Origin of the sequence: Henriciella sp., from assembly GCF_029936995.1 — a bacterium.
Taxonomy (GTDB): domain Bacteria; phylum Pseudomonadota; class Alphaproteobacteria; order Caulobacterales; family Hyphomonadaceae; genus Henriciella.
In genome coordinates, this window is the sequence record NZ_JAPYRE010000001.1 from 806895 (window position 1) to 824004 (window position 17110).

Below are 17110 nucleotides of genomic sequence, written 5' to 3' on the forward strand. Positions count from 1 at the left end.
TGGTGTACCGTCACGAGACCATGATTCTGGCCTTCACAAATGCGGCTCGGGGGCTCATGTTGTTTCCTGTATCCAGATAAAATTCTTCAAGGAGAGGCGCCCCGCATGAGCGATCACCCCACATCCCATCCCGTACCAGAAGGCTTCGCGAAGCAAGCAAACCTGACACCGGAAAAATACCGGGAGATGTATGATCGTTCGATCAATGATCCTGAAGGCTTCTGGCGCGAACATGGACAGCGCATCGAATGGATGGAGCCTTTCACGCAGGTCAGGGACGTCTCCTGGGACAAGGATGACCTGCATGTCCGCTGGTTTGCCGACGGTACGCTCAATGTCACGGAAAGCTGTCTCGACCGGCATCTCGAGACCCGTGGAGACAAACCGGCGATCATCTGGGAAGGCGACGAGCCCGAAGACAGTCACACGCTGACCTACCGCCAGCTCTATCATGCGGTCTGCCGGTTCTCGAATGTCCTCAAGGAGATGGGCGTCAAGAAAGGCGACCGCGTCACGCTGTACATGCCGATGATCCCGGAAGCGGCGATGGCGATGCTGGCCTGTGCGCGTATCGGCGCGGTCCATTCTGTCGTCTTTGGCGGCTTCTCGCCTGAAGCGCTCGCAGGACGGATCACGGATTGTGAATCGCGCTTTGTCATCACGGCTGACGAAGGCGTACGCGGCGGCAAGACCATCCCGCTGAAGGCCAATACCGACAGGGCCTGCGAGCTTGCTGACAATATGGTCGACAAGGTTCTTGTTGTTCGCCGCACTGGCAATGAAGTGAACATGAAAGAGGGGCGGGACCTCTGGTTGCACGAAATTGGCGCCGACGTTGCCGAGACCTGTGACCCGGAACCGATGAATGCTGAAGACCCGCTATTCATCCTCTACACGTCCGGCTCGACCGGGAAGCCGAAAGGCGTCCTGCACACATGTGGGGGCTATCTCGTCTGGGCGGCAATGACCCATGAATATGTGTTCGACCTGAAAGAGGATGACGTCTTCTGGTGTTCGGCCGATGTCGGCTGGGTCACGGGTCACACTTATATCGTCTATGGCCCGCTCGCGAACGGCACTTCGACCCTGATGTTCGAAGGGGTACCTACCTATCCGGATGCCTCACGCTTCTGGGAGGTTTGCGACAAGCATGAGGTAACGACCTTCTATACCGCGCCGACCGCAATTCGCGCGCTGATGCGTGAAGGCGATGCGCCAGTGAAGAAGGCGAGCCGCAAAAGCCTGCGCCTGCTCGGCACTGTGGGTGAGCCAATCAATCCGGAAGCCTGGGAATGGTATTTCAAGGTCGTTGGCGACGAGCGTTGCCCGATCGTCGACACATGGTGGCAGACAGAAACCGGGGGTACGATGATTGTCCCGCTTCCGGGCGCAACCGAAATGAAACCCGGAGCCGGCTCACATCCATTCTTCGGGATCAAGCCGGAGCTGGTCGATGCGGATGGCAACCAGCTGAGCGGGGCCACGGACGGCAACCTGATCATTACCGAAAGCTGGCCCGGCCAGATGCGCACCGTCTATGGCGATCATCAGAGATTCGTGGATACCTACTTTTCTGCTTATCCGGGCAATTATTTTACGGGCGATGGCTGTCGCCGTGATGAAGACGGTTTCTACTGGATCACTGGCCGTGTGGACGATGTGATCAATGTTTCAGGTCACAGAATGGGAACGGCAGAGGTCGAGAGTGCGCTCGTCGCCCACGATGCGGTCGCTGAAGCTGCGGTTGTCGGCTATCCGCATGATATCAAGGGGCAGGGGATCTATGCCTATGTCATCACCTTCCCGGATGTGGAGGCAGACGAGGCTCTCAAGAAGGAGCTGATTGCGCATGTCCGTTCCGAGATTGGCCCGATTGCCAGCCCGGACCTTATCCATTTCACACCCGGCCTTCCGAAAACACGCTCCGGCAAGATCATGCGGCGTATCCTGCGCAAGATCGCCGAAAACAGTTTCGACAGCCTCGGTGATACCTCGACGCTGGCAGAGCCTGAGGTCGTCGACAAACTGATCGAGGGGCGGCAGAACAAGGACTGAGCTCAAAAGAAAGAGCGCAGACCTTTCGGGTCTGCGCTCTCTCTGATGTGCTAGCCTTTCCGAAGAAAAACGAGCGGAAAACTAACCGATCATGGCAACAGATGCTGTTGCCGGTTTAGCCGGTTCTGCCTGCTGTTGGTTTTCAGGCGCGTCTGTTGAAACACCGAGCCAACTGACGAGGACTGCTACGAAAAAGTCCCGCAGGGCGACAAGTATGGCGATCATCGTAAGTCCCCTATTGAAAGTCGATAAACTATATACGCCATCATAGCAAAAAAATCAATTCACAGTTTTGCCAGATAGCCGCTCCTGCCTTAACGGTCAGGCAAGGCAATTCATGACGTGTAAGGTCACTGATTCATGCAGTGCTCCGGAAGGTATCCGCAATGGCCGAACAGGCAGATCTCGATCTTGACCACCTCCTCTCCATGACCGGCGGTGACGCTGATCTGGCCGAGGAGGTGATCGGTATTTTCCGTCATCAGGTGGAGATATGGGCGAGGTTGCTCGACCCTCGCGCGCCAGCAGACCAGTGGGCAGATGCAGCCCACACACTCAAAGGGGCTGCGCTGAGTATCGGTGCCCATGAACTGGCAGAGCGTTGCAGGGTTGCCGAAGAGGCCGGGCGGGACCTGCCGCCAAGCGCTGCAGGCGCAGCCCTTATTCTCAACGAGGTGAAGGACGAGATTTCGGCGACGCTAGAGGCCTGTAGCCGAGCCAGTCATCAGCTGTCCCGGCCAGGACGGCGCGCATCGAACGCCCCGAATTCGTAGGATATGCAGCGGTCGATCAAGGTCCGCCAGACCGGCTCTGCAATGGCGGGAGAAAGCCCCTGACGGCGCGCCTCCACAAGGACCTTGGTCACAACGTCTTCAATACGGTCACGATCATGGACGCTTTCGCGCGTCCCTTTTATCCGGGCCGCGGCATCCATGAAGGACTGGCGTTCGACAAGGAGTTTCACGAGGGCGCGGTCCAGCCGGTCGATCTCATGGCGCACATCCGCCATGGACTGAGCGGTTTCTGCCGTATGGCGGCGCGTTTCTGGATCAGCCGTGTCGGTCATGTCGTCTCCGGTGAGGAATCCTTGCCGCTTTATATGGGGCCTTTCAGACAGGCAAGCTCGTGAAAGCTCGGCACAGCCCGGGAATTGCAGTTGGCTATCCCGTCTGTGCCGCTGGCAGCTTATTTTTCGATCATGAACGGGCTGCGGGCCTGTGCTGGCGATTCCTGAAGCATGGTTCCACGCTCGATCAAGGTCTGAACACGGCGGTCTTCAAGGATTTCCGCTGCACGCGCCAGCGTGCTGAGGTCCTTTGCAGAAGCTTCGGCCATCGGGCCAAATCCCGGGAAGCCGCCCTGTGGTTTTGGATAGAACATCAGGCGTGTATCTTCGTCCGATTCGATTCCGGCGAGATCACGTGCCTTGGCGATGGCATCCATCAGGCCACCGATCTCGTCGACCAGGCCGACTTCCAGTGCATCCTCGCCAGACCAGACGCGGCCACGAGCGACTTCCTGCACCTGTTCGACACTCATACCGCGGCCTTCTGCGACCAGCCCGATAAAGCGGTCATAACCGCGCTTGAGCCACTCGGTCAGCATCTCGCGCTGTGTGTCGGTAAAGGAATCAATCGTCGTCATGGCACCGGCGAACGGTCCACCAACCGATATTTCTTCTGTATTTATACCGATCTGGCGCAGCCCATCAGCAATGGCGAGCTTGCCGCCGAAGATGCCGATAGAGCCGGTGATGGTGGAACGGCTGGCCATGATCCAGTCTGCTCCGGCAGAAACGTAGTAACCGCCCGATGCCGCCACTGAGCCCATCGAAACAATAACGGGCTTGTCCATCTCCTGGACCATTTCGACGGCCCGCCAGACCTGATCTGATGCGACGGGCGAGCCGCCGGGACTGTCGACGCGGAAGACGATGGCCTTCACCCGATCATTCCGTCCTGCTTCGAGAAGCGCCTGTGCAATCGGATCGGAGGCGAATTCTGCTGCGCTGGAGAAAAGGTCCCCGCTGGGACCACCTGTCACGATCGGGCCCTCACCGCCAACGACGGCGATGGCCGATGCGCCCAGAGGTGCAGAAGGCGCATTATAAGTGAGGACATCAACAAGCTCTGTGCCGTCACCGCCGCGTTCCTTCAGGGCCTCCATCGTCTCTTCCGGCCAGCCGGTTGAGTCGGCCAGACCTGTCTCGATCAGACGATCCGGGCTCAGGGGGCCAGAGGAAAGCGCGGATTCGACGGCACTTTTATCCATGGACCGGTCAGAGGCGATATCGCTGAGTGAAGTCTGCCAGACCGAATCTGCCAGTTCGGTCATCGCCCTGCGATGTGGCTCTGTATAGTCGGTTTCCTTGTAGACGTTCGGAGCGTTCTTGTACTCGTAGAACTGCTCGATCTCGGCCGAGACGTTGAGCCGGTCCAGCAGGCCCTTGAAGAACATTGTTTCGAATACGACCCCACCCGGCAGATATTCCCCGCCCGGCTGCACGACGATTTCATCGGCAGCCGCGATGGCGCGCATGGCTGACGGCCCGCCGCCATAGGTGCCCTGCGAATGGACGACGACAAACTTACCGGCATCGCGCAGTCCGTGGATCGCGTCCCGCAATTCTTCGGCACGTGCGGAGCCGACAGAAAACTCGCTGGCGCGGATCAGCAGGCCTTTGACGCGGTCATCCGTTCGGGCTGCGTCGAGCCTGGTCAGGACATTCACAAAGCCTTTTTCGCCGAACAGTGCCGCAAGACCGCTTGTGGCGGGCTGGTCGCTGAGTTCCTGCCGCAGGTCGAGGGTCAGCACCATGGAATCAGGGTTCTCACCGCCGCCTGCAAGGGAAGAGGTGGCTGAGCTCAGCATGCCGCCGATGACCATGGAGGCGATCACGAAGAGCAGGATCGCTCCCAGTATTGTGCCAAGGACCGCACCGCCGAGGGCTGTAAAAAATGTCTTCAAGGCTGACAGGCCTCCAAACCTACGAATTTATCAAATAACGATATGAGCTATATCGAAGGAAAGTAAAGACCGGATGTGTGTATCCGGTATAATCCGTGGCTATTGGAAGCTTGAATGGGGAATGGTCGGAACAGGAGGATTCGAACCTCCGACCCCCGCCTCCCGAAGACGGTGCTCTACCAGGCTGAGCTATGTTCCGGACCGGAGCGGGCGCCTATATCCCAGCCGCCTTTTCGTGGCAAGTATCACGGTCCCGGATTATGCAGAAAAGGGACAGCTGTCATTGCCACAGTTTGGGAGTTGAAACCGTGAAATGGATTGGCTATGTCCAGCCTTCTTCAGTGTTGGGGTATCGCCAAGTGGTAAGGCATCGGTTTTTGGTATCGACATTCCCAGGTTCGAATCCTGGTACCCCAGCCACTCTTTCTTCCTAAGTCATAATTTTTACCACGCTCCGGGCGTGGTCCGCTCAGGCCCGTTCTGCACTGGTGTCAGCACGCCTGTATGCGCTTTGCTTATAATATCACCAAAATACCATAGTCTTTCTTTCTACTGTGATGTGTGATTGTGCTTGCGCTTCAAAGCGGTAAGTTTTTTATACGTTAACAGGAGGCCATTGATCCGCGAGGTTGCTATTGCTAGCGTCTCACGCGATGGTCGCCCTCGGCGGCCACAGGCTCTGCCGGGAATGAGAACAAAGAGAGTGTCATAAAGCACTCCGGATATTTGGGGAGGTTTGGGTGTTACTCTCATCCACCTCCAGACTATGGCCCTGTGTGTGAATGGCCATGAATGTTTTTAAGAGCAGCGGCTCGCCGATTCAGGGCGCGCAGCCGCATTGGAGTTTCACCGTGCCGGTTAGGCACGACCATTCGGAGAGTAAGAGGCAAACCTCATGAAGAAAGTACTGACACCGGCGCGGGGTGCCATGATGGCGGCGCTTGTTGCCGGCCTGGCAATTCCGGCAGTGGCGCAAACCCAATTGCGCCAAGCGCTGGAAACCGGAGAAGAAGCAACCCGCCAAGCCGAGCAGGTACAGGAGCAGATCAACCAGCTCGATGACCAGCGCTCCGATGCCGAAAGCGAGTTCCGTACGCTGCTCCAGCGCACGCAGGCCGCGCAGCTCTATGCGCGCCAGCAGGAGAAGGTCGTTGAAAGCCAGCGCCGTGAGCTTGAATCGCTGCAAAGCCAGCTTGAGCGCGTTGACGAGATCACGGCACAGACCACGCCGATGCTGATCGACATGGTTTCCGATCTGGAAGCCTTCGTTCAGGCTGACCTGCCATTCCGCAAGCAGGAGCGCCTTGAGCGCATCGAGAGTCTGCGTGCCGCGATGGAAAACCCGCAGGTTCCGATTGTCGAGCAGTACCGTCTGATCATCGAAGCTTACAAGAGCGAGATGGAATACGGTCGCACGATGGACACCTGGCCGGAACAGATCGACATCGATGGCAAGCCCGTCATGGTCGACATGTTCCTCTACGGCCGCGTGGCACTTGTCTATATGTCGCCGGACCGCAAGTATGCTGCGCGTTATAACCGCGACCAGCAGGCCTGGGTCCCGGTCGAGAACCGCTTCAAGGAAAACATCGCTAAGGCCATCAAGGTCGCCAAGGGCACCACGACGCCGAGCGTGCTTTATGCACCGGCAACGCGTCTCGACGTGACCGCACCCTAAGCGCCAAAGTTCCAGAGGATTATCGATATGAAACCGATCAAGACTACTCTGCAGGCCTTCGGCGCAGCTGCGCTCGTCGCTGGCTCTGCAATGACCATTGCCGCACCGGCTGTTGCCCAGGATGGCAACGTGTCGCTCGGCGACATTCTTAACCGCGTCCAGCAGGACTCGCAGCAGATGTCGGCTGAAGATCAGCGCCGTCTGCAGGAATTCCGTCAGCAGGCTGCTGAGCAGGAACGCCTGATGCAGGAAGCACGCGGCGAGCTGAATGCTGCTGAATCGCGTGGGCAGGCCCTGTCCAACGAGTTCGAAGAGAATGAACGCCAGATCAGCCAGCTGTCAGCTGAGCTTGAAAGCCAGGCGGGTGACTTTGGCGAGCTGCTCGGCCAGTTCCGCACCGCTGCTGGCGAGAACATGCCGATCATTCGTGAGTCGCTCTCCAACTATGAGTATAGCGGCCGCGCCGAAAAGCTGGCTGAGGTGTCCGAGGCCCGTTCGCTTCCGACCCGTGAAGACCTGGACGCACTTCCGAAAGCCATGCTTCAGGAAATGATTGCCCAGTCCGAGGTGAAGACGTTCAACGCTGAAGTGGCCGGTGCCGGCTCCGAAGGCGAGGTCGTTGAGACCGAGCTGATGCGCGTTGGTGTGTTCACGGCGGCTACGACCGATGACACCCGTTTCGTCGAAGTTATCACCGAGGGTGCAGATGAGCCTTACCTGCGGGTGCTCAAGGCCCAGCCCGGCGGTAACTTCCAGTCCGCCATGAGCAACCTGATCAGCGCCCAGGAAGGCGAAGTCGTCATTACGCCGATCGACCCGACCAAAGGCGACCTGTTTGCTGTTCAGGGCGAGATGCCGAGCCTCAGTGAGCGTATCGGGCAGGGTGGTATTGTCGGTGCCATCATCCTCGTGCTGCTGGCCATTGGTGCTGCTTTCGCCCTCTTCAAGATCGTGACCCTGTTCCTCATGGGCAGCGCGATGCGCAAGACGGCCAAAACGCGTCAGGCCGGTACAGGTAACCCGCTGGCACGTGTCTTCGAGGCCTATGAAAGCAACAAGGCGCAGGATCTTGAAAGCCTCGAGCTCAAGCTCGACGAGCAGATCCTTCGTGAGACGCCGAAAATCGAGCGTTTCAACGATATCGTCAAAGTGCTTGCCGCTGTTGCTCCGCTTATGGGTCTTCTCGGTACGGTTATCGGTATGATCATCACCTTCACCGCGATCACCAACTTTGGTGCTGGCGATCCGAAGCTGATGGCTGGCGGTATCTCCGTTGCCCTCATGACCACCGTGCTGGGTCTTGTTGCAGCTATTCCGCTGCTTCTGCTCCACGCTGTGGCAGCATCGCTTGCACGCGGTAATCAGCAGATCCTCGACGAACAGGCTGCCGGTCTGGTCGCCGAACGTGCAGAATCCAACAAGGGAACGGCCTAAGCGCCGTTCCCTCCTTCGGGAGGTGCACAAATGGACTTAGGTCTGAATGATCTTGAGGCCTTTCTGGCGCGGGGTGGACCGGTTCTGCTCATCATCATGGTTGCCACATTCATCATGTGGGCCCTGATCCTTGAGCGACTGTTCTACTTCCGCCTGGCCCACAAGACGGTTGCCCGAGAGGCAGTCGAGGAGTGGAATGCCCGCTCTGACAGGAAATCCGTGCTTGCTCACTGGGTTCGCGACAAGCTGATTTCGGAAGTTCGTGCCAAGGCAGAAGCAAATGTCAGCATGACGAAAGCAATGGTGGCGCTTGCGCCGCTGCTGGGCCTGCTCGGAACTGTTACCGGCATGGTCAGCGTGTTCGACGTCATGGCGATTACTGACGGTGCTGATGCCAAAGCCATGTCGGGGGGCGTGTCTCGTGCGACGATCCCGACAATGGCCGGCATGGTCGCGTCAATTTCCGGCATCATCTTTACATCCGGCATGGATCGGAAGGTGAACCGCCTCGTGCAGCAGGTCGAAGATGATATGGAGATTGCCTGATGCGTGGACGCCAGCACAAACAGCCTGAAGAGGCGAGTGTCGATCTCACGCCGATGCTTGATGTGGTTTTCATTCTCCTCATCTTCTTCATCGTGACATCGACCTTCATCCAGGAGCGGGCCCTTGGTGTGGAACCCCCACCGCCACCAGCTCCGGAGAATCCGGACAATGAACAGGACTCGATCCTGGTCTTTGTCGGGGCCGATAACCTGATTACCGTCAATGGACGCTACACCGATATCACCGGCGTGCGGGCAAACATGGAGCGGCTGCGGGCGGAAAACCCGCAGAGTGCCCTGATTATCCAGGCACATCCGCGCGCGCGCACCGGGACGATTATCAAAATCCGTGATGAGGCATATAATGCCAACATGGAGCAGGTGAACGTCGTCCAGAGTGAAGAAGACTAGGAGGCAGAAATGGCACGAAGAAAACGTATGCGAGCCTCCGAGAACACGGGTGAGGATGATGTTAACCTCACCCCGATGCTGGATGTGGTTTTCATCCTGCTGATCTTCTTCATCGTGACGGCTCAGTTCATCAAAGAGCCGGGTGTTGAAATCAACCGCACCGAGGTCGACAATCTCGAGCGGCAAAACCCTCTGGGCATTCTCATCGCCATTGATGAGAACAGCGATATCTATATCGACAAGGAGCAGGTGGCGCCGCAGGAGGTTGGTTACCGGATCCGTGAACTGCGTGAGGACAATCCGAAAGGCCGGCTTGTGGTTCAGGCCGACCAGGATTCGAATGCGGGGGTGCTGATCTCATTGCTCGAGACGATCAACCAGGAAGATGGTCTGACCCAGGTTCCTGTGTCGGTTGAGCAGGAATAGGAGACAATCATGTTTGCCAATCCCATCATTCGTTTGCTGATCGGCGTGCCGCTTGCGGCAGTCGTTGTCTACCTGTTGTTCACGTTCATGTATAACATGATCAACCAGGACTACGAGCAGCCTGAGAATGTCGAACAGCGTGTTCTGGAGCGGATTACCCCGTCTGAGGAAAACACCGAAGTCCGGACACGTAACCGCAACCAGGCCCAGAAGATCGAGTCTGCAGACAAGCCACCGCCGCCGCCAAAAATGTCAGCGACGAGTTCGGACATTGACCTGCCGACACCGAGCATTCAGGGCTCTGCGCCGACCGAGTTGAATGTCGAGCGTCTCGATTCCCTGGCGGTGGACCCGGTTGCCGTGTCCGACCGCGACGCCCAGCCGATCCGTCCGCCAGTACCGACATATCCGTCGCGCGCTGCCGAACGTGGCATTGAGGGGACATGTGATGTCCGCTTCGACGTCGACACACGGGGGCGCCCTTACAACATCGAGGCGTCCTGCACGGATAGCGTTTTCCGGCGTGAGGCCGAGAGAGCTGTGAGCCGTGTGGAGTTCGCGCCTAAGATTGTCCGTGGACAACCGGCCGAGCGGAAGAATGTTGTCTATCCGCTGGAGTTCCAGCTGTCGGACTAGGCGGCATCTCTGAAATCATTTGAAGAAGGGCCTCCTGCGTGAGGCCCTTTTTTTGTTCCGTTCTCCAGGCTTTGGAAGGCGCCTTGGCAGAGATGGTGGGAAGTTGCTGGTACTTTAAAAATATAGTATAACATAACAAAAATATGCACTGGGAGGTTTTCATGTACACTAATCGGATTGTGCGTCTGTCGTTCGGTTTGCCTGGCGCAGCCTTTGTGGTTTTTGGGCTGTACCAGTTCATGACCGCCATAATCGATGCTGATTTCGTGCCACCTGAAGATTCAGCACGCGGGGTCATCACGGCGATTCCCTTGCCGAGCGAACAGGAGGCTGAAAGCGTGCCGCGTGAAACGAGGCCGGACAAACACAAGCTGGCAGATCGTCCACCTCCGCCACCTGCCTATTCTGCGACCGCCAGTGACATTAACTTGCCCACGCCGGCATTTGACGGAGCTGTGCCTGATGTCACGCATATCGGGCGTTTGCTGGTGGAGGACGTTACGCCCGTAGCTATACCCAATCGACGTGTAGAGCCGCTCACACCACCCAGTATTGCCTATCCCCGAAGCCTGGCATCAAAAGGCGTAGAGGGTTTGTGCGAGGTGCAATTCGATGTCAGTCCCAAGGGAAAGCCTTACAATGTAGACGCTTCCTGTTCACATCCGGGCTTTGCACGAGAGGCAGAGAACGCGGTCCGTCGGGTTCGTTTTGCGCCGGAGATTATAGACGGTCAGGCGCGGGCAAGACGGAACGTCGTCTACCCGATCGAGTTCAAACTTGATGAAACTTGATGCAATCCTCTTAATGCCAAGCGTTGACGCAACCTCCACAACCGCTCATATCTTAATAGATCGATTTCTGGGATAGCGCGCCACGATAACGAGACCGATAAGGCGGCGGTATTCGTAACCATCTTCGGGCCAATGTGCCTGAGAGCAAACACCCGCCAGCATGGCGAAAGGAGTGAGACACCATGGGACTTAGGCCAATCTTGAAAGGTGCCGTCATTGCTGGGGCAATGTCTTTTCTTGGCGCCGGTGCAGCCATCGCACAGGCTGCCGATTGTGAGGAAACGCAGTTCGGCTCTGAAGCCGGTGAAGTCTATCTGAAAGCTGAAACAGAGCTTCTCCAGAATGAGAATCCGCAGGCAGCCCTGCAGCAGATCAACAAATTGCAGAATATGGAGCTGAACTGCTATGAGCAGGGTGCGGTTCTGAAGCTCGGTGCGGCCATCAAGATCAAGAATGGCGACTATGCGGGCGCTGCGAATGATCTCGAGGCTGCGATTGATCAGGGCTATGTTTCCGGAGATCAGCGCGCCAAGACTTATTATCAGATTTTCCAGATTTATCTGAGCCAGAACGACCTCAACAAGGCGCTCGAATATTCGCAAAAATGGATCGACGCTGGTGGTGATCCGGACCGGGATGACATGTGGCGTTTCGCCGTGATCCACCAGAAGCTCCAGAACAACCAGGAAGCCCTGAGGTGGGCCGAGCGCGTCTTCGAGATTGATGGTTCGGACGCCGAGCGTGAAGTCTATGACTTCCTGATCTACCTCTATGACGAGACCGGTCAGCGCGCAAAGAAGGCCCAGCTGCTCGAACAGCTGCTGGCGCGTAACCCGAACGAGCGCAAGCTCTGGGATGCCATTGCCGGGGATTATTTCGCCGCCAATGAAGAGCGCAAGGCGTTCGAGGTCCAGAAGGCGATGTATCTCGGTGGTATTCTTCAGGAAGAAGAAGAGCTGATGCGTATCGTGAACTTCTATAACCGGTTCAACGTGCCTTATCACGGCGCGCGTGTCCTCGAGAAGGAAATGAATGCCGGTCGTATCTCGAAGACGTATGATCGTATGGAGCTTCTTGCGAACCTCTACCAGGTGGCGCGTGAATTTGAGAAAGCCATTCCTGTGATCGAGGAAGCTGCCCAGATGCGGAACAGCGGCGAGATGTATGAACGTCTTGGCCGTTCTTATGCCGAGCTTCAACAGTGGGCTGAAACAGAGCAGGCACTTTCCAAGGCACTGAATACGGGTGGTGTTGAAAACCGCGGCCTTGCCTGGGTTCTGATCGGTCAGTCCCGCTACGAGCGTGATGACCGTGCCGGTGCCCGTGAAGCGTTCCGCAATGCCAACAACCGCGGTGGACGTGGCTGGCTGCAGTTCATGAACTCCGAAGAACAGACAGAAGCCGCTCTCGTCCGGTTCGAGGCGCAGAGCCTTGTGCAGGACACACTGCGTGAGCAGGAGCGCTGCGAGCGTCTTGCGGTTCTCGGTGAAGGCAATGCGCCGGAAGAATGTGCAACCGTGGATGAGCGTCTTGCCGAAGCTCAGGAAGAGCTGGAAGCGATTGGCGGAAGCTAATTCGGATATGTCCGTGACGATCTGAACATGAAACCCCGGCCAGACTGGCCGGGGTTTTCTTTTGAGCCGCCCACAGGAGTTGCCATTACACGCAAAATGGTTTCATCTGAAACCAGTTGATAGAAAGGATCAGGTTATGAGCAAACCCGACAAGCCTTATCGCAAGCGCAAGATTGGTGATCATGTCCTGCGGCCGGAATCACTGGTCATGGGGTATGGTTTTGATCCGGCCATGTCGGAAGGGTCGATCAAGCCGCCGATTTTCATGACATCGACCTTCGCGTTCAAATCGGCGCGTGACGGTGAAGTCCTGTTCAGACAGCTTGCAGGCAAAGCGCAGGAAGGTGATCCCGAAGAAGCCGACCTTATCTATACGCGCTTCAATAACCCGAACATGGAAGTTCTCGAGGACCGTCTGACCCTTTATGATGCAGGCGATCATGCGCTGGTTTTCTCCTCGGGCATGGGCGCCATCACGACGGCCCTGCTTGCATGTGCCGGTGCAGGAACCAGTATCCTTCATTCCAGCCCGCTCTATGGCGGTACTGAAGTCTTCATGCGGACTTTCATGCCCGACTTCGGTGTTACCCCGTTCGAAATGGACGCCTGGGCGACCGAGGAAGAGATTCTCGCCAAGGCCCGCGAAGCGGCCAAGGCTGGTCCGTTGAGCGTCATCTTCACTGAGTCGCCAGCCAACCCGACTTGTGCCCTGGTTGATATCGAGGCCTGCGCCCGTGTGGCAGACACGATTGAGAAAGAGACCGGTCACCGGCCGATCATCATGTGCGACAACACGATGATGGGGCCGATCGGGCATGTGCCGCTGAAGCACGGCGCCGATCTCGCACTATACTCGCTGACAAAATATATTGGCGGACATTCCGACCTCGTTGCAGGTGCTGCCATCGGCAATGAGGAGACGATTGCCAAGATCCGCCGGGTGCGGAATTACCTGGGCACAACGCTGGATGCCAATACATGCTGGCTGGTCACCCGGTCACTGGAAACGGTACGCCTGCGTATGGAGAAGGCGTTCGAGAATGCGCGTGTCTGCGCTGAATACCTGCGGGATCATCCCAAGATTGGCCAGATCATGTATCCGGAGTTTTTCTCCAAGGATGACCCTCAACGCAAGGTCTATGACGAGCAATGCGAAGCTGCCGGCTCGACATTCTCCTTCGACGTGAAGGGCGGCAAGGAAGCCGCCTTCCGGATGCTCGATTCGCTGCAGTTGGTGAAACTGGCTGTCAGCCTCGGCGGGACGGAAAGCCTGATGTGCCATCCGGGTTCGACCACTCATTCGGGTGTCGACGAGGAAATCCGAAAGCGTATCGGCTTCACCGATGGACTGATCCGGTTCTCGGTCGGTATCGAGGCTTCTGAAGACCTGATTGCCGACCTCGAACAGGCACTGGAGCAGGTCTAGTCGCCGATCGTGTAAACAAGTGATGCCCGTGTCACCGTATCCGTCGCCTCAAAGCCGGGTGGCGGATTGGTGTCATGGCGCACTTCAAAGGAGAAGCGGGCCGAAAACCTGTCGGTGAGCGAAGCGGTAACTGCAGAGGTGTTGCCAATCTGCGTGGATTCGGAAGCATAGATGATGTCCGTCCCGTTCGAAAAACTGACGGCATCATTGAAAGCGTAGCTGTACTCGGAATTGCCGACGAACGCGATGGACTCCTCGGTGGTCGCTGGTGTCGTAACAGGAACGCCATTCACTATTGTTGTGGTCTCCTGGACTTCATCGACCTTGATACCGGGACCGCCCTGAACCGACCAGTTCACCTGATCGCTCTCGAGTATGGTATAGCCGAGGCCACCACCGGCAAAAAGGCGGGAGTCGAAGCCGGAGAACTCGTCGCTTTCATAGGAGATGCGCCCGAATGCAAACAGGCGGTCTCCTAGCTGACGGTCAACTTCGCCGGCCACAAACCAGCGATTCTGGGTCTCGACAGAATCGGTCTCGCCATAGTCGGCAGACGCTTCTGCGCTATAGGTCCACAGACCCAGCTCCCTGTCGAGCTTCAGGGCCAGGCCAAGATCCCTGGTTTCAGTGTTGCCGGTTGTATAGCCCGCGCTGAACGCGCCTTCCCCGGTCCATCCATCCTGTGCAAGGGCATGCTGGGCCGGCAGGATCATGGCACAAGCGGCCAGGGAGGAAACAGAGCGAAAGAACATGAATTTGATCTCCTTTTGATTCGGGACCTAGCTCGCAAAAGGGGGTCAACAAGTTGATAATGCCGGATGAGGTGTGGCTATGCTAAACCAAAGCCAGACACCGGACTTGCAGGAAATGATTTCCCATGAAACCAAGAGGCATGACAGACCTGACAGCCAAGACCTCAGAAGATGAGGCCATCTGCGAACGTGTGGCAGATGCCGAAGAACGCATGCAGTCACGCACATTCGACTGGGCGAAGATCAATACAGGCAGCTGGAACCGTGCCGGGCTGGACAAGCTTGCGCCAAAGCTCGCTGATGCTTTTTCATCCTTGGACGCCGAGATCAGCCTCGACACCTCACAGCCATTCGAGAAGGTGAATGCCAGGGGTGAGGTGGAAGATTTCGAGACTGGCCCCGTGATTGGTGTTCAGGCCCGGCCGGAAGCGCCCGTCCAGGTGATCATGAGTGGCCACTATGACACGGTATTCCCGGAGGGCACCTTCACCGAGATGAAGGATTTGGGTGATGGACGCATGAACGGGCCTGGCCTTGCTGACATGAAGGGTGGTCTTTCTGTCATGCTCGGCGCGCTTGAAGCCTTCGAGGCTGGCCCTCTGAAGGACAAGCTCGGCTACCGGATCGTTATTTCCCCGGATGAGGAAATCGGCAATTTTGCGAGCGGATCCGCACTCAAACAGGCTGCCCAGTCAGGAGCAATGATCGGCATGACCTACGAGCCATGCATGGAGACAGGCGCCATGTCCGGCGGGCGGAAAGGATCGGCTGTCTTTGATATCGTCCTGCACGGCCGTTCAGCTCATGCCGGGCGTTCCAAGGAAGATGGCCGCAGCGCGCTGGAGGCGGCCGCGCATATGGTGGTCGACCTGGAGGCGCTGAATAATCGCCGTGATGGCGTTTCCTTCAATGTCGGTGCCGTTGAGGGCGGTGGGCCTGTAAATATCGTTCCCGACCTCGCGATTGTCCGCTTCGGTGCCCGCGCGCCCGATGCCGATGCAGCCCAGTGGGCGACATGGGAGGTCGAGCGTATCTTCAGGGAAGCCAAGGCGCGGGATGGCATTTCCGGTCACCTTCACGGTGGGTTCTATCGTCCGCCCAAACCTCGCAATGAGGCGCAACAGGCAATTTTCTCCGCCGTTGCCGATACGGGCCGCGCGCTCGGTCTCGATCTTGAGTTTGTGGATACTGGTGGTGTCTGCGAGGGCAACAATATCTTTGCCGCGGGCGTACCCAATGTGGATACGCTCGGTGTCATGGGGGGGCGTATCCATTCCGATGAGGAGTATGTCGTCATGTCCAGCTTCGTTGAGCGTGCATGCCTGTCCGGCCTGCTGCTGAACCGTCTGGCGGATGGCCGGATTGACGCGAAAAAGATCAAGGCCTTGATGGAATGAGTTCGTCCTATGTCATGCGGCCTGCGCGGCTGGATGATTTCGACATCCTGATGCAGCTGGCGCAGGAATCCGGACCGGGTTTCACCAGCCTGCCGGTTCATGAGCGCATCCTGCATGAACGGCTCGAAAAGTCCGAGAAAGCTTTCTCGGGCAACCTCGCACAGCCGCAATATGGCAAGTATCTCATGATGATGGTGGACCATGAGACCGGCGAGGTCGGCGGATGCAGCGCCGTAAAGGCGGGTGTCGGCATCGACCAGCCCTTCTTCAACTACCGGGTCATCACGATTGCCCAGTCGAGCCATGCTGCAGACCGGCGGTTCGACATGGACGCGCTCGTGCTGACCAACGAATTTGTGGGATACACCGAAGTCGGAACGCTCTTCCTGCGTCAGGCCCATCGAGGGGGTGGAGCAGGGCGGTTGCTTGCCCAGTCGCGTTATCTGTTGATGGCGGCTGCGCCGGAACGCTTTGGTGACATGGTGCTGGCGGAGCTGCGCGGCGTTGTCGATGCTAAAGGACGTACACCTTTCTGGGATGCGATGGGGCGGCCTTTTTTCAGGATGGACTTTACGGAAGCCGATATCCTTTCGGCGACGACCGATAACCAGTTCATCCTGGACCTGATGCCGAAATACCCCATTTATGTCGACTTGCTGCCGCCGGAAGCCCGCGAAGTGATTGGCCGGGTTCATGCGGACGGCGTCGGTGCGTTGAAACTGCTTGAATGGGAAGGTTTCCGTTTCGAGCGGACTGTCGACATTTTCGATGGCGGTCCTCTGGTCGCGGCCCCCCGCAGCCTGATCCGTACGATCCGGGAGAGCCGCCTTGTCACGCTAGAGGCCGGTGAAGCGGAAGAGCAGCAGGGGCTGGTTTCAAACGACAAGGCTGAAGATATCCGTGTTACGATGGCGGAAGGTGAACTCCGCGACGATGTTTTCATTACATCGCAGGCCGTTCTCGAGAGGCTGAAACTCTCGCCCGGGGATACGGCCCGGATTTGGTTGAGGAGCTGAGC

General features: G+C 57.6%; 17 protein-coding genes and 2 tRNA genes. 14 read left to right on the top strand and 5 right to left on the bottom strand.

Annotated elements, in window-relative coordinates; genetic code table 11:
* Positions 1-105 precede the first annotated feature (105 nt).
* Positions 106-2055, top strand: a complete 1950-nt coding sequence (gene acs / locus Q1K31_RS03965; protein WP_300376944.1) for an acetate--CoA ligase — start codon at positions 106-108, stop codon at positions 2053-2055.
* 81 nt (positions 2056-2136) lie between these two features.
* Here acs and Q1K31_RS03970 read toward each other — a convergent pair whose 3' ends face one another.
* The gene (locus Q1K31_RS03970; RefSeq protein ID WP_300376946.1) at positions 2137-2280 is read right to left on the bottom strand and encodes a hypothetical protein; all 144 of its coding nucleotides are present in this window, start codon (positions 2278-2280) and stop codon (positions 2137-2139) included.
* A gap of 161 nt (positions 2281-2441) precedes the next feature.
* Between Q1K31_RS03970 and Q1K31_RS03975 the strand changes: the two genes are divergently transcribed.
* Positions 2442-2828, top strand: coding sequence for an Hpt domain-containing protein (locus Q1K31_RS03975; protein WP_300376948.1), 387 nt, complete (start codon positions 2442-2444; stop codon positions 2826-2828).
* On the opposite strand, the gene Q1K31_RS03980 is transcribed toward Q1K31_RS03975, so the two are convergent.
* The 3 genes from Q1K31_RS03980 to Q1K31_RS03990 all read right to left on the bottom strand — a co-directional run bounded on the left by Q1K31_RS03980 (position 2780) and on the right by Q1K31_RS03990 (position 5221).
* Positions 2780-3121: a chorismate mutase gene (locus Q1K31_RS03980; RefSeq protein ID WP_300376950.1), complete on the bottom strand. Its 342-nt coding sequence runs from the start codon at positions 3119-3121 to the stop codon at positions 2780-2782. The genes Q1K31_RS03975 and Q1K31_RS03980 overlap by 49 nt on opposite strands.
* Positions 3122-3240: 119 nt before the next feature.
* Positions 3241-5022: a signal peptide peptidase SppA gene (gene sppA / locus Q1K31_RS03985; RefSeq protein ID WP_300376952.1), complete on the bottom strand. Its 1782-nt coding sequence runs from the start codon at positions 5020-5022 to the stop codon at positions 3241-3243.
* A gap of 122 nt (positions 5023-5144) precedes the next feature.
* Positions 5145-5221: transfer RNA gene (locus Q1K31_RS03990), tRNA-Pro, on the bottom strand.
* A gap of 146 nt (positions 5222-5367) precedes the next feature.
* On the opposite strand from Q1K31_RS03990, the gene Q1K31_RS03995 reads away from it, so the two are divergent.
* The 10 genes from Q1K31_RS03995 to Q1K31_RS04040 all read left to right on the top strand — a co-directional run bounded on the left by Q1K31_RS03995 (position 5368) and on the right by Q1K31_RS04040 (position 13943).
* A tRNA-Gln gene (locus tag Q1K31_RS03995) sits at positions 5368-5442 on the top strand.
* 475 nt (positions 5443-5917) lie between these two features.
* The gene (locus tag Q1K31_RS04000) at positions 5918-6700 is read left to right on the top strand and encodes a DUF3450 domain-containing protein (RefSeq protein WP_300376954.1); all 783 of its coding nucleotides are present in this window, start codon (positions 5918-5920) and stop codon (positions 6698-6700) included.
* A gap of 27 nt (positions 6701-6727) precedes the next feature.
* Complete coding sequence (locus Q1K31_RS04005) at positions 6728-8134, top strand: MotA/TolQ/ExbB proton channel family protein (protein WP_300376956.1); 1407 nt, start codon at positions 6728-6730, stop codon at positions 8132-8134.
* Positions 8135-8164: 30 nt separating this feature from the next.
* Complete coding sequence (locus Q1K31_RS04010) at positions 8165-8680, top strand: MotA/TolQ/ExbB proton channel family protein (RefSeq protein WP_300376958.1); 516 nt, start codon at positions 8165-8167, stop codon at positions 8678-8680.
* Positions 8680-9090: a biopolymer transporter ExbD gene (locus Q1K31_RS04015; protein WP_300376960.1), complete on the top strand. Its 411-nt coding sequence runs from the start codon at positions 8680-8682 to the stop codon at positions 9088-9090. The genes Q1K31_RS04010 and Q1K31_RS04015 overlap by 1 nt, the downstream gene beginning before the upstream one ends.
* Before the next feature lie 9 nt (positions 9091-9099).
* A complete protein-coding gene (locus Q1K31_RS04020) occupies positions 9100-9516 on the top strand; it encodes a biopolymer transporter ExbD (RefSeq protein WP_300376962.1) in 417 nt (138 codons plus the stop codon).
* 9 nt (positions 9517-9525) lie between these two features.
* On the top strand, positions 9526-10152 hold the full coding sequence (locus tag Q1K31_RS04025; protein ID WP_300376964.1) for an energy transducer TonB: 627 nt from the start codon (positions 9526-9528) through the stop codon (positions 10150-10152).
* 161 nt (positions 10153-10313) lie between these two features.
* A complete protein-coding gene (locus Q1K31_RS04030; RefSeq protein WP_300376967.1) occupies positions 10314-10943 on the top strand; it encodes an energy transducer TonB in 630 nt (209 codons plus the stop codon).
* 182 nt (positions 10944-11125) lie between these two features.
* Positions 11126-12517 carry a hypothetical protein gene (locus Q1K31_RS04035; protein WP_300376969.1) on the top strand — a complete coding sequence of 464 codons (1392 nt, stop codon included), beginning with the start codon at positions 11126-11128 and terminating at the stop codon, positions 12515-12517.
* A gap of 136 nt (positions 12518-12653) precedes the next feature.
* The gene (locus Q1K31_RS04040) at positions 12654-13943 is read left to right on the top strand and encodes a cystathionine gamma-synthase family protein (RefSeq protein WP_300376971.1); all 1290 of its coding nucleotides are present in this window, start codon (positions 12654-12656) and stop codon (positions 13941-13943) included.
* On the opposite strand, the gene Q1K31_RS04045 is transcribed toward Q1K31_RS04040, so the two are convergent.
* Positions 13940-14695, bottom strand: a complete 756-nt coding sequence (locus Q1K31_RS04045; protein WP_300376973.1) for a YdiY family protein — start codon at positions 14693-14695, stop codon at positions 13940-13942. The two genes, Q1K31_RS04040 and Q1K31_RS04045, sit on opposite strands and share 4 nt — an antisense overlap.
* 140 nt (positions 14696-14835) lie before the next feature.
* Here Q1K31_RS04045 and Q1K31_RS04050 point away from each other — a divergent pair, with 140 nt between their 5' ends.
* Together Q1K31_RS04050 and Q1K31_RS04055 are read left to right on the top strand one after the other, a co-directional pair.
* Positions 14836-16092 (top strand): hydrolase, encoded by a 1257-nt coding sequence (locus Q1K31_RS04050; RefSeq protein WP_300376975.1) that lies wholly within the window; start codon positions 14836-14838, stop codon positions 16090-16092.
* Complete coding sequence (locus Q1K31_RS04055) at positions 16089-17108, top strand: arginine N-succinyltransferase (RefSeq protein WP_300376977.1); 1020 nt, start codon at positions 16089-16091, stop codon at positions 17106-17108. Before Q1K31_RS04050 ends, Q1K31_RS04055 begins: the two co-directional genes overlap by 4 nt.
* Positions 17109-17110 lie beyond the last annotated feature (2 nt).